Annotated in this window: 8 protein-coding genes and 3 tRNA genes; 9 read left to right on the plus strand and 2 right to left on the minus strand. The window is 66.1% G+C overall.

The annotated features are described in order from the left end of the window. Window positions 1-52: 52 nt before the first annotated feature. Both pta and AC1AYD_RS07065 read right to left on the minus strand, forming a co-directional pair. Window positions 53-1,723 (minus strand): phosphate acetyltransferase, encoded by a 1,671-nt coding sequence (pta, locus tag AC1AYD_RS07060; protein ID WP_476502181.1) that lies wholly within the window; start codon window positions 1,721-1,723, stop codon window positions 53-55. Between the two features lie 205 nt (window positions 1,724-1,928). Continuing rightward, a complete protein-coding gene (locus AC1AYD_RS07065) occupies window positions 1,929-4,406 on the minus strand; it encodes a phosphoketolase (RefSeq protein ID WP_034526492.1) in 2,478 nt (825 codons plus the stop codon). Window positions 4,407-4,864: 458 nt separating this feature from the next. Here AC1AYD_RS07065 and guaA point away from each other — a divergent pair, with 458 nt between their 5' ends. The 9 genes from guaA (at window position 4,865) to AC1AYD_RS07110 (ending at window position 12,717) form a co-directional block, all read left to right on the plus strand. Then, the gene (guaA, locus tag AC1AYD_RS07070; protein ID WP_476502182.1) at window positions 4,865-6,427 is read left to right on the plus strand and encodes a glutamine-hydrolyzing GMP synthase; all 1,563 of its coding nucleotides are present in this window, start codon (window positions 4,865-4,867) and stop codon (window positions 6,425-6,427) included. Window positions 6,428-6,707: 280 nt separating this feature from the next. Continuing rightward, window positions 6,708-8,501, plus strand: coding sequence for an acyltransferase family protein (locus AC1AYD_RS07075; protein ID WP_476502183.1), 1,794 nt, complete (start codon window positions 6,708-6,710; stop codon window positions 8,499-8,501). Window positions 8,502-8,595: 94 nt separating this feature from the next. Continuing rightward, on the plus strand, window positions 8,596-9,615 hold the full coding sequence (locus AC1AYD_RS07080; RefSeq protein ID WP_476502184.1) for a ribose-phosphate diphosphokinase: 1,020 nt from the start codon (window positions 8,596-8,598) through the stop codon (window positions 9,613-9,615). A 41-nt stretch (window positions 9,616-9,656) separates the two neighbouring features. After that, window positions 9,657-9,727: transfer RNA gene (locus AC1AYD_RS07085), tRNA-Gln, on the plus strand. Window positions 9,728-9,826: 99 nt separating this feature from the next. Further along, window positions 9,827-11,218, plus strand: coding sequence for a bifunctional UDP-N-acetylglucosamine diphosphorylase/glucosamine-1-phosphate N-acetyltransferase GlmU (glmU, locus tag AC1AYD_RS07090; RefSeq protein WP_476502185.1), 1,392 nt, complete (start codon window positions 9,827-9,829; stop codon window positions 11,216-11,218). 83 nt (window positions 11,219-11,301) lie between these two features. Further along, window positions 11,302-11,685 (plus strand): ribosome silencing factor, encoded by a 384-nt coding sequence (gene rsfS / locus AC1AYD_RS07095; protein WP_034526502.1) that lies wholly within the window; start codon window positions 11,302-11,304, stop codon window positions 11,683-11,685. Continuing rightward, entirely contained in the window at window positions 11,685-12,395 is a 711-nt protein-coding gene (locus tag AC1AYD_RS07100; RefSeq protein ID WP_476502208.1) for a histidine phosphatase family protein, read from the plus strand. The genes rsfS and AC1AYD_RS07100 overlap by 1 nt, the downstream gene beginning before the upstream one ends. A gap of 121 nt (window positions 12,396-12,516) precedes the next feature. Further along, window positions 12,517-12,589, plus strand: a tRNA-Ala gene (locus AC1AYD_RS07105). Between the two features lie 55 nt (window positions 12,590-12,644). Beyond that, a tRNA-Ala gene (locus AC1AYD_RS07110) sits at window positions 12,645-12,717 on the plus strand. Window positions 12,718-12,898 lie beyond the last annotated feature (181 nt).

Consider the following 12,898-nt stretch of genomic DNA (forward strand, 5'->3'; position numbering starts at 1 on the left):
AGACACGGTCCTCCCGCCGAATGACGGGAAGACCGTGGGGACGTTCATCGGATCACTGCGCGGTGACGGCGGTGAGGGCGACGGTGTTGATGATGTCCTGCACCAGCGCGCCGCGGCTCAGATCGTTGACCGGCTTGTTGAGGCCCTGCAGCACCGGGCCGATGGCGAGCGCCCCGGAGGAGCGCTGCACGGCCTTGTACGCGATGTTGCCGGCGCACAGGTCGGGGAACACGAACACGTTGACGTGGCCGGCGACGTCGTTGCCCTTGGCCTTCGTGGCGGCCACGGTGGGCGACCAGGCGGCGTCGAACTGGATGGAGCCGACGACCGGCAGGTCCGGGGCCTTCTCCTTGACGAGCTTCGTGGCCTCCTCGACGACGTCGACGTCCGGGCCCTTGCCGGAGCCGAGCGTGGAGTAGGAGAGCATGCCGACCTTCGGGTCGATGCCGAACGACTTGGCGGTCGCCGCCGACTGGATGGCGATCTCGGCGAGCTGCTCGGCGGTCGGGTTCAGGTTGATGGCGCAGTCGGCGAACACGGCCACGTGGTCCTTGAAGCACATGAGGAACGCGCCGGAGACGAGCTTCTGGCCGGGCTTGGTCTTGATGACCTGCAGGGCCGGGCGCACCGTGTTGGCGGTGGAGTTGACGGAACCGGAGACCAGGCCGTCGGCCTGGCCGAGCACGACGAGCATGGTGCCGAAGTAGCTGGCGTCCTTGAGCTGCTTGCGGGCCTGCTCCTCGGTCATGCCCTTCTTGGCGCGCAGCTCGCACAGCTTCTCGACCATCGGCTTGAGGATCTCCTCGTCGTCCATGGACTGGAAACGGGCGCGGTCGAGGTACTTGAGCCCGAGCTCCTTGCCGCGGGCGAGGATGGCGTCCTTCTCGCCGACGATGATGAGGTTCACGGCCTCGCGCTCGAGCAGGAAGTCGGCCGCCTTGATGATGCGGTCCTCCTCGCCCTCAGGCAGGACAATCGTCTTCTTGTTCGTCTTGGCCTTGCCGATCAGGCCGTACTGGAACGCGTAGGGGGTGATCGGGAAGTCGTCGTCCACGTCGAGCGCGGCGAGCACCTCCTCGGTGGGGGCGTTCGCGCGGAAGGTCTCGAGCGCCAGCGTCTTGTTGTCCTCGTCGGTGAACGGCACCTGCGGGATCGTCCACACGGGCAGGCCGTACTTGGCGAGGGTCTGCTTGACGGAGAACGCGTGACGCGGCTCGCAGCCGGTCACGAAGATGCCGAGCACCTTGTTGCCGGCGGCCTCCATGCCTTCGATGGACAGCTTCACGGTCTCGTCCAGCTCGTCCGGCCAACGGTCGATGGTGCAGATGGAGAGGAACACGCCGGCCTGCAGGTCGGCGGCGACGTTCGCGTTGAACTCGTAGGTGGTCGGATCGTTGACGTGCGACTTGTCGGTGCCGACGATGAGCGCCGCGTCCGCGCGGGAGACGGCGAGGGCGTCGTTGAAGGCCCCGACGATGTCGCCGCGGGCGGTCTCCTTGTCGGCGCGCACCTTGTGGATGTCGAGTCCGGTGGACAGGGCGACGCCGAGGCCCGCGTTCGAGGCGGCGAGCAGCACCGGGGTGAAGTGGTCGTGGTTGGACACGGCGGGGCGGAACACCATCGTCTTGTACTTGGAGGTCAGCGCGTTGAGGACGCCGTATGCGACGACGTTGCGGCCATTGGCGCCCTCGGGGCTTGCGATGTATACACGGGTGACGGTCACTGGTGTCAGTCTCCTTTGATGATTCAGTGCGGATGTAGCCACCCTTCATTGTAGCGGCGCTTGTTATCGTTCACGCACGTGTTGCCGTGAAATTCGCGGAAAGTTGCGGGAGAATGCGTCGGAATATACGAATGGGGCCCGGGTATGGAACCCGGGCCCCATTCAGCCCTTACGGGATGCGATCACCTCGTGGAGAGGCGGCGCGTCACTCGTTGTCGCCGGCGGTGGCGGCGGTGGCGGTGATGGCGCCCTTCTCGGAGGTGTTCAGGCCGGAGTACACCCAGTCGGTGTAGTCCGGGTGATCGTAGCCGTTGTCGACCGCGAACTGGAAGGCTTCCAGACGGAAGTCCTCGAGCTTCTTGATCTCATCGGCGTACTTGTCGGCGTCGATCATGCGCAGGGCCTCGGCGGTCAGCTCGTAACGATCGATCTCGTTCACGCGAACCATGTCGTACGGCGTGGTGGTGGAGCCTTCCTCCTCGTAGCCGTGGACGTTGAAGTTGTCGTGGTTCGGACGATCGTAGATCAGGCCGCGCACGTCGTGGGCGTAGGAGTGGTACGCGAACAGCACCGGCTTGTCGGCGGTGAAGATGTCGGCGAACTCCTCGTCGGACAGGGCCTCGTCGTTCTCCTTGGCGGACTGCAGAGCGAGCAGGTCCACCACGTTGACGACCTTGAACTTGATGCCCATGGCCTTGAGCTTGTCGGAGGCGGCCATGATCTCCTGGGTCGGGACATCGCCGGCGGCGGCAAGCACGATCTCGGCCTCATCGTTGGACTTCGCGGTGGAGGCCCAATCCCAAGCGGCGGCACCCTTCTCGAGCTCGGCGCGAGCCTCGTCGAGGGACAGCCAGGTGGCGGCCGGCTGCTTGCCGGCGATGATGGCGTTGATCTTGTTGGTGGACTTGTAGCACTTCTCGGCGATGGCCAGCAGCATGTTCGCATCGGTGGCGAAGTAGATGCCGATGACGTGGTCGTTGTGGAAGCACTTGTTCAGCAGCAGGGAGGTGACACCCGGATCCTGGTGCGAGAAGCCGTTGTGGTCCTGGCGCCAGACGTGGGAGGAGACCAGCAGGTTCATGGACGCGATCGGCTTGCGCCACGGGATCTCACGAACGGTGGCCTCGAGCCACTTGGCGTGCTGGTTGAGCATGGAGTCGATCACGTGCACGAAGGACTCGTAGGAGCTCCAGATGCCGTGGCGACCGGTGAGCAGGTAGCCCTCCAGGAAGCCTTCCATCTGGTGCTCGGACAGCTGCTCGACGACCTGGCCGGAGACGTGCATGTGCTCGTCGACCTCGTCGGAGATGTAGCCGGCGTCCCACTGCTTGTTGGTGACCTCGTAGGAGGCCTGCAGACGGTTGGAGGCGGTCTCATCCGGTCCGAAGATGCGGAAGTCGTGCGGGTTGTTCTTGATGATGTCGCGGGTGTAGACGCCCAGACGACGGGTGGCCTCGAGCTGGCCCCAGCCGTGGCCGTACTTCTCGACTTCCTTGACGGCGTAGTCTTCGAGGTTCGGGAGCTTCAGGTCGTCGCGGATGACACCACCGTTGGCGTTCGGGTTGGCGCCGATGCGCAGCTCGCCCTTCGGCATGAAGGCGAGGACATCGTCCTTGACGGCGCCGTTCTCGTCGAACAGCTCCTCCGGCTTGTAGGACTCGAGCCAGTTCTTGAGGACCTCGAAGTGGGCCTCGGTGTCGCGGGCGGAGGCCAGCGGCACCTGGTGGGAACGCCAGGAGCCCTCGGTCTTCTTGCCGTCGATGTACTTCGGGCAGGTCCAGCCCTTCGGGGTGCGGAAGATCAGCATCGGGTAGAACGGACGGTGCACGTTGTCGGTGTTGGCCGCGGACTTGATGTCGCAGATCTCGTCCCAGATGGACTCGAAGAGCTCGGCGAAGCGACGGTGGATGGACATGTGGTCCTCATCGTCGAAGCCGGCGACGAACTCGTACGGCTCGTAGCCCATGCCGTGGAAGAACTCGTGGAGCTCCTCGTCGGAGATGCGGGACAGGATGGTCGGGTTGGCGATCTTGTAGCCGTTGAGGTGCAGGATCGGCAGCACGATGCCGTCGGTGCGCGGGTTCACGAGCTTGTTGGACTGCCAGCCGGTGGCCAGCGGGCCGGTCTCGGCCTCACCGTCGCCGACGATGGCCGGGACGAACAGGCTCGGGTTGTCCATGATGGCGCCGTAGGCGTGGGACAGGGCGTAACCCAGCTCGCCACCCTCGTGGATGGAGCCCGGGGTCTCCGGAGCGAAGTGGGACGGGATGCCGCCCGGGTAGGAGAACTGGCGGAAGAACTTCTGAAGACCGGCTTCGTCCTTGGTGATCTTCGGGAAGGTCTCGGTGTAGGTGCCGTCCAGGTAGGACTGCGAGGTGCCGGCCGGGCCGCCGTGGCCCGGGCCCATGATGATCACGGTGTTCTGGCCGTGGTCGGCGATGAAGCGGTTGATGTGGCCGATCAGGAAGTTCAGGCCCGGGGTGGTGCCCCAGTGGCCGACCAGACGGTGCTTGACGTCCTCGCGGGTGAAGGGCTCCTTCATCAGCGGGTTGCTACGCAGGTAGATCTGGCCGATGGAGAGGTAGTTGGCAACGCGCCAGTACTTGTCAACGCCTTCGAGGGCCTCCTCGGAAACCGGAGCGTTCAGCTTCTTCCAAGGGGTGCCAATAACAGGACTCGTCATGTGTACTCCTGTACTCCTGCGCGCCGATCGTGCGATCGTCGCGCGATTGATTATTTCCACTCGGTCGCGGTGCCGTACAGCCTTGCGGTTATGCGGTTTCCGCTCCCAATCACTCGTTATGGTACGAGGACAACACGACTTTTGAACGATTTCTTGCGGGTGTGTTCGGAATTGTTTTGATTTTTGCTGGTTTTGTGTGAATTGCCCGTGCGATTGTGCGCATCAAAAATGCGGCAAGACGAAATGAAAACGTTGGAATATCAATGGAAACAACGCTTTTCGCGCGATGGGGCACGTTCGTTTCGTTATGTTCACTCCCGGCGTGTTGGCCGTGCCGGCATGTGGAGGAAGTGCGTTTTCCGCACATGAAAACGGCCTTTTCCCCTTGTCTCGTTGGACGGGGATAATGGTCCGGCAAGTCATCAAGTTACATCCCGATAAACGTTAGGGGAACATCCATGGCAACAGGTCCTGTGCTCGTCGTCGACTTCGGCGCCCAGTACGCCCAGCTCATCGCCCGTCGCGTCCGAGAGGCCAACGTCTACTCCGAACTCGTGCCCCACTCGATGCCCGTCGACGAGATGCTGGCCAAGGATCCGAAGGCGATCATCCTCTCCGGCGGCCCGGCCTCCGTCTTCGAGCCCGGCGCCCCGCGCGTCGACAAGAAGCTCTTCGAGGCGGGCGTGCCCGTGCTCGGCATCTGCTACGGCTTCCAGGCCATGGCCTACGCCCTCGGCGCCGACGTCGACAAGGCCGCCCTCGGCGAATACGGCAAGACCGAGACCACGATCGACCACGCCGACGCCATCCTCGCCGGCTCCCCGGCCGAGCAGAGCACGTGGATGAGCCACGGCGTCGCCGTCAAGACCGCGCCCGCCGGCTTCGAGGTCCTCGCTCACACCGAGGGCGCGCCCGTCGCCGCCATGGCCGACGAGTCCCGCAAGCTCTACGGCGTGCAGTGGCACCCCGAGGTCAAGCACACCCCCCTCGGACAGCAGCTCATCGAGACCTTCCTCCACGACTGCGCCGGCCTCGGCTCCGACTGGGACGCCTCCTCCATCATCGAGGACCAGGTCGCGAAGATCCGCGAGCAGGTCGGCGACGCCGAAGTGATCTGCGGCCTGTCCGGCGGCGTCGACTCCGCCGTCGCCGCCGCCCTCGTCCACAAGGCCATCGGCGACCAGCTCACCTGCGTGTTCGTCGACCACGGCCTGCTCAGGAAGGGCGAGGTCGAGCAGGTCAAGCACGACTTCGTCGAGGCCACCGGCATCCGCCTCATCACCGTCGACGCGGCCGACGACTTCCTCGACGCCCTCAAGGGCGTCTCCGAGCCCGAGCGCAAGCGCAAGATCATCGGCGAGAAGTTCATCCGCACCTTCGAGAAGGCCCAGCTCCAGGTCCTCGAGGAGGCCGGCGCCCGCGGCAAGGAAGTGAAGTTCCTCGTGCAGGGCACCCTCTACCCGGACGTCGTCGAATCCGGCGGCGGCGACGGCGCGGCCAACATCAAGAGCCACCACAACGTCGGCGGCCTGCCCAAGGACATCAAGTTCCAGCTCGTCGAGCCCCTGCGCACCCTCTTCAAGGACGAGGTCCGCGCCATCGGCACCGAGCTCGGCCTGCCTGACGAGATCGTCTGGCGCCAGCCGTTCCCCGGCCCCGGCCTCGGCATCCGCATCGTCGGCGAGATCACCCGCGAACGCCTCGACGTCCTGCGCGAGGCCGACGCCATCGCCCGCGAGGAGCTCACCAAGGCCGGCCTCGACCGCGACATCTGGCAGTGCCCCGTCGTCCTCCTCGCCGACGTCCACTCCGTCGGCGTCCAGGGCGACGAGCGCACCTACGGCTCGCCCATCGTCCTCAGGCCCGTCTCCTCCGAGGACGCCATGACCGCCGACTGGTCCCGCGTCCCCTACGACGTGCTCGCCACCATCTCCACCCGCATCACCAACGAATGCCGCCAGATCAACCGCGTCGTGCTGGACTGCACTTCCAAGCCGCCGGCGACCATCGAATGGGAGTAATCGCGGGATGGAGCGTATGCCGCCTTTCCTCGGGCTCGACGTACCGTCGTACGCCTTCGCCTTCGGACGGCGGTCTCCGCGCGCATCCTGCGATTCCCCGGTGAGGTGAGAGGGCCCGGAACGTTTCCGACGTTCCGGGCCTTTTTGAATGTGGCGTGAACGACGACACGGGAAAGGCGCGTCGGCGGGGGGAGTGTTACTAGTCTGTCACTGTCGCGGTTTGCGGGAACAACCCGGCGGACGCGGGAAGAACGAGAGACAAGAGAAGTAGAGAAGAACAGTGGCACGTCGGCATTTCGTCGGATTGGACGGCATCAAGGGACTCGCCCTCATCGCCATCATCCTGTATCACTGCGAGCAGTCATGGCTGCCGGGAGGATTCTACGGCGTGGACGTGTTCCTCACCGTGTCCGGATTCCTGGCCGTGAGCGGCATGTTCACCCGGTTGAACGCGGGGGAGGGGCTCGGCCTCGAGGAGTACTGGCCCAGACGTTTCGCGCGCCTCTACCCGGCGCTCGTGCTCATGGTGCCCGCCGTCTGCACCGCCGCATGGCTGCTCGACGGGGACCTGCTCGTCCGCATCCGCGACCAGATCGTCACCGTGGCGCTCGGGTGCTACAACTGGTACGCCATCGCCAGCGGCAACAGCTACTTCGGCCAGATGAACCCGCAGCTGCTGCGGCACCTGTGGTTCGTCTCCGTGCTCATGCAGCTCTACCTCGTCACGCCGCTCCTCGCATGGATCATGCACCGCATCCGGCGCAGCCGCTGCTCCGTGCTCGTCCCCCTCGCCCTCGCCGTGGGAAGCGCCCTGTCGATGAACCTCCTGTACGAGCCCGGCGCCGACCCCACGCGCGTCTACTTCGGCACCGACACGCACGCCACCGGCTTCATGCTGGGCGTCGCCCTCGCCTGGATCGTCGCGAACCGCCACGTCGCCATCGGCGACCGTCTGCCGTGGATCGTGCGCGCCCGGCGCGTCCTCGCGCCCGCCGTCGCCTTCATCGCCGCGATCGCGCTCATCGACATGGCCTTCCGCGGCGACCAGGACGCCGACGCGTTCCGATGGGGCATCCCGCTCGCCAGCGTGCTCGCCGTGCTGCTCATCGCCGGCACCGTGCAGACCGATTCATGGATGCAGTCCCAGTTCGTGTTCCGCCCGCTCGCCCTCCTCGGCCGTTACTCCTACGGCCTGTATCTCTGGCATTGGCCGGTGTGGCTCATCGTCTCCGCCGCGCTGCCGCGTCTCGCGCCCGGACGGGACATGCGTCCATGGGTGCTGCCGGTCACGCTCGCCGTCGCCATCCTCGCCACCGCCGTCTCGTGGATCCTCGTCGAACGTCCCGCGGCGGTCGGCGGCGTCGTCTCGATCGTCGTCCCCTTGGGCTTCGTCACCTGGAGGAGCTTCGTGCGCATCGTCGTCTCCTGCGTCGTCCTCCTGTCCGTGATCGTCGGCGGCGTGTACGCCGTACGGGACGCGCCGGAAAGGACCTCCGTCGAGATCGCGCTCGAACGGCAGGCCGCGCGCTTCGACGCCGAACGGGCGCTCGGCCGCGCCCAGGCCCCCGCGCCGCGCAGACCGGCGCACGCCATGCCCGCCGGCGACGACATCACCGCCATCGGCGACTCCGTCATGCTCGCCGGCGCCAAAGGCATGCAGCGGGTGTTCCCCGGCATCGACATCGACGCGCAGGTGTCGCGCTCCAGCTTCGCCGGCATCGGCATCGTGTCCGGCAAGGGCGACGGGCTGCGCCAGTGGGTCGTGCTCGGCCTCGCCACCAACGGTCCCATCCCGCCCGAACAGCTCGACCGCTACCTCGACATGATCGGCCCCGACCGGGTGCTCGTGCTCGTCAACGCGCACGGCGACCGCTCGTGGATCCCGTCGAACAACCAGCTCCTCGCCGACTTCGCCGCCGGACACCCCGGCAACGTGCTCGTCGCCGACTGGGACGCGATGGCCACCGCCAACGCCGACCACCTCGCCGCGGACGGCATCCACCCCGACGGCGGCGACCTCTACGCGCAGGCCATCCGACGGTCCATCGACGCATGGATCGCCGCCGGGCACTGAACCCGCGCGACGCGTGCCCGCGGAGCAGGTCGGCTATGGCCATTACACTTGGTTTTCGTCCATTGATAACTGCAAACAACGTTTGGGAGATACGGTGAGCGCAATCCTCGAAGGGAAGCCCGACAAGAACCTTATTCTCGTCACGGGAAGGATTCATCCGAAACTCGCGCAGGACGTCGCCGACCAGCTCGGCATCGACGTGCTCGAAACCACCGCATACGACTTCGCGAACGGCGAGATGTACGTGCGCTACACCGAATCGGTCCGCGGCGCCGACGTGTTCGTGCTGCAAAGCCATTACCAGCCGATCAACAAGGCGATCATGGAGCAGCTCATCATGATCGACGCGTTGAAGCGCGCCTCCGCCCGCTCCATCACCGCCGTCTGCCCGCTGCTCGGCTACTCCCGCCAGGACAAGAAGCACCGCGGCCGCGAGCCCATCTCCTGCCGTCTCATCTTCGACCTGCTCAAGACCGCCGGCGCCGACCGCATCATGTCCGTCGACCTGCACGCGGCGCAGTCCCAAGGCTTCTTCGACGGCCCCGTCGACCATCTCATCGCCATGCCGGTGCTCGTCGACTACATCCGCGACCGTTTCCAGGGCCAGCTCGACAACGTCGCCGTCGTCTCCCCGGACGCCGGCCGCATCCGCGTCGCCGAGCAGTGGGCGCAGCGCCTCGGCGGCGGCCCGCTCGCCTTCGTGCACAAGACCCGCGACATCACCCGTCCGAACCAGGCCGTCGCCAACCGCGTCGTCGGCGACGTCAAAGGCAAGGACTGCGTGCTCGTCGACGACCTCATCGACACCGCCGGCACGATCGCCGGCGCATGCAAGGTGCTGCGCGAGGCCGGTGCGAAGTCCGTCACCGTGGTCGCCACGCACGGCGTGCTGTCCGGTCCCGCCGTCGAACGCCTCAAGGAGAGCGGCGCCCGCGAGGTCGTCCTCACCGACACCGTGCCGATCCCCGAGGAGAAGCGCTGGGACGGACTGACCGTCCTGTCCATCGCCCCGCTGCTCGCCGGTGCCATCCGCGCCGTGTTCGAGGACGGCTCCGTGGCCGAGCTGTTCGACACGTACCCCGAGCACCATGGCCAGGGTTTCCTTTTCGCCTGACCTTATGGTATAAATAAACACTTGGCGGCGAACGCCGCCGGTCCCCCATGGTGTAATGGCAGCACACGGGCCTTTGGAACCCTTTGTCTTGGTTCGAATCCAGGTGGGGGAACGCCTACACCGCGCAGACGGCCGTCCGGCACATCCGGGCGGCCGTCTATCGTTAGGTGCTGGAACAGATGACACGCCAAGTGAAGGGAACGACACGCATATGGCATCTTCGGCAGTGACCGCCGCAATCATCCTCGCCGCGGGGGAAGGCACCCGCATGCGCTCCAAGAAGCCGAAGGTGCTGCACGCCTTCGCCGGCAGGACCTTCCTCAACCGCGTCATGGACTCCGTCAAGGCGCTCGATCCGGACACGCTCGCCGTGGTCGTCCACTTCCAGGCCGAGCGCGTCGCCGCCGCGGCCCGCTCCTATGACGAGGACGTCACCATCGTCAACCAGGACGACATCCCCGGCACCGGCCGCGCCGTGCAGTGCGCGATGGCGCAGCTCGCCGAGAACGGCCCGCTGACCGGCCCCGTGCTCATCGCCGCCTCCGACATGCCGCTGCTCGACTCCGACACGCTCGCCAAGCTCGTCGCGTTCCACAACGAATCCGGCAACGGCGCCACCGTCCTGACCACCGTGCTCGACGATCCGACCGGCTACGGCCGCATCATCCGCGACCGCGAAGGCAACGTGCTGCGCATCGTCGAACAGAAGGACGCGAACCGCAGCGAACTCGCCGTGCAGGAGGTGAACACCTCCGTGTACGTGTTCGACGCCGAACTGCTCGCTCGCGCCATCGCCGACCTCAAGTCCAACAACGCGCAGGGCGAGTTCTACCTCACCGACGCGCTGGAGACCGCCCGCGCCGACGGCAAGGTCGGCGCGTTCACCGCCCCCGACCCCCTGAGCGTCGAAGGCGTCAACGACCGCGTGCAGCTCGCCGCGCTCGCCAAGGCGCACAACCGCCGCGTGTGCGAGGCGTGGATGCGTGCCGGCGTCACCATCCTCGACCCGGAGACCACGTGGATCGAGGACGACGTCGAGATCGGCCGCGACGCGACCATCCTGCCCGGCACGTTCCTCCAAGGCCACACGGTCATCGGCGAGGAGGCGGTCGTCGGACCGTACTCGACGCTCATCGACGCGACCATCGACGCCGAGGCCGTCGTCGAACGCTCCCGCGTTCAGGAATCCCACATCGGCCGCGCCACCAACATCGGCCCGTGGACGTACCTGCGCCAGGGCAACGACTTCGGCGAGGAGGCGAAGGCCGGCGCCTTCGTCGAGATGAAGAAGGCGCACATCGGCAACGGCACCAAGGTGCCGCACCTGAGCTACGTGGGCGACGCGCAGCTCGGCGACCATACGAACGTCGGCGGCGGCACCATCACCGCCAACTACGACGGCGTGCACAAGAACCGCACGACGATCGGCGCCGGCTGCCACATCGGCGCCGGCAACCTGCTCGTCGCGCCCGTGGAGGTCGGCGACAACGTCACCTCCGGCGCCGGATCCGTCATCCGCCACGCCGTTCCCGACGACACGATGGTGTACTCGGAGAACACGCAGCACAACGTCGAAGGCTGGAAGCCCGCCTGGGAGCGCTGACCGGCGCTCGTGGGCGTATCGGCCATTCCGGCCATTCCGGCGATTCCGACCATTCAGATCACGCAACAGACACGAGGAGATTCATGACCGCACTGCAGTCATCCATCGACGACATCCGCATCGCCGCCGAGGCGGCCGACCGCGTCAAGGCGACCGACATCGTCGCCTACGACGTGACCGGACCGCTCGGCATCACCGACATCATGATGATCGCCGGCGCATCCAACGAGCGCCAGGTGCTCGCCGTCGCCGAGGAGATCGAAAAGGATCTCTACCTCAAGTGCGACGGGCGCAAGCCGCGCGACCGCGAAGGTCTCACCGAAGGCCAGTGGGTGCTGCTCGACTACGGCGACTACGTGATTCACGTGATGCACGAGGAATCCCGTGAATTCTACGGACTGGAGCGTCTGTGGCGCGACTGCCCGCAGATCGACCTGGAGCTCGCGCACCCGGAAAGCGCCGAATGATGGTCCGCCACGTCCGATCCGTCTTCCTCGTGCGTCACGGGCGCACCTCCTACAATGCGGCGCACAAGCTGCAGGGGCAGGTCGACATCCCGCTCGACGCCGTCGGCCGGTGGCAGGTCGTCCAGACCGCGGCCGCGCTGAAGTCGCTGTACGTCGACCGGCGTCCGGAGGTCACCGGACGTCTCATCGTCTCCTCCGACCTGAGCCGCGCCCACGCCACCGCGCAGGCGTTCGCCGACGCGCTCGGCGGCCCCCGGGCGGGCGTCGAAGTGCATGACGACGAGCGCGTGCGCGAACGCAGCTTCGGCGAATGGGACGGCCACGCCGTCGCCGAACTCGCCGAACGCTACCCGGAGGACTTCGCCTCATGGCGCATGCATGGCGGCGGCGAACTCAAGTACGGCGCCGAACCCAAAAGCCACGTGGGCATGCGCGGCATGGAGGCGCTGAACGACTGGGCCACGCGCGCGGGGGAGGACACCGACCTGTTCGTGTTCTCCCACGGCGCGTGGATCGCGCAGACCCTGCAGACCCTGCTCGGGCTGGACAAGGTGGATCCCACGTTCGCCACGGTCGTCTCGATGCGCAACGCGCATTGGGTGCGGCTCGCGCTGATGGACATGCCTGACGGCACGTTCCGTTGGCGTCTCGCCGAATACAACCATGGTCCGGCCATCGCGGACACGCCCGAATGGGAGAAGGAACGCTGACGTGGCGCGATTGTCGTCCGCGTGCCGCAAGCGCGACACGCGGACGACACGCGTATTTGCCTGAAACGGTTCTTCGTCGTAATGTATACGAGGTTCGCACGGCGGGCTGATAAATGAATACGGGGCTATGGCGCAGCTGGTAGCGCATCTCCATGGCATGGAGAGGGTCAGGGGTTCGAATCCCCTTAGCTCCACGAAACGCGATGATTCGAATGACTTCGATGATGGCGTTCACGGATAAATGAATACGGGGCTATGGCGCAGCTGGTAGCGCATCTCCATGGCATGGAGAGGGTCAGGGGTTCGAATCCCCTTAGCTCCACAGATACGGCGAAGGCCCGCAGGATTGGTTTCCTGCGGGCCTTCGTGTTGTTTCGGCGTATCCGTGTATCGGGGTTATAGGAACCAAACGTGGTGTTTTAGAAATCCCGGGCGTGGTGTGGATGCTGTCGCAGGATCGGCGGCGCTTACGCCGAGCGCCCTCCCGGTCCGGCCACGTCGGA

The sequence above is a fragment of the Bifidobacterium sp. LH_426 genome (assembly GCF_056356875.1).

Coding starts and splice junctions, on each gene's coding strand:
- guaA (WP_476502182.1), top strand. CDS start 4,865: ATGGCAACAGGTCCTGTGCTCGTCGTCGACTTCGGCGCCCAGTACGCC.
- AC1AYD_RS07065 (WP_034526492.1), bottom strand. CDS start 4,406: ATGACGAGTCCTGTTATTGGCACCCCTTGGAAGAAGCTGAACGCTCCG.
- AC1AYD_RS07100 (WP_476502208.1), top strand. CDS start 11,685: ATGGTCCGCCACGTCCGATCCGTCTTCCTCGTGCGTCACGGGCGCACC.
- rsfS (WP_034526502.1), top strand. CDS start 11,302: ATGACCGCACTGCAGTCATCCATCGACGACATCCGCATCGCCGCCGAG.
- glmU (WP_476502185.1), top strand. CDS start 9,827: ATGGCATCTTCGGCAGTGACCGCCGCAATCATCCTCGCCGCGGGGGAA.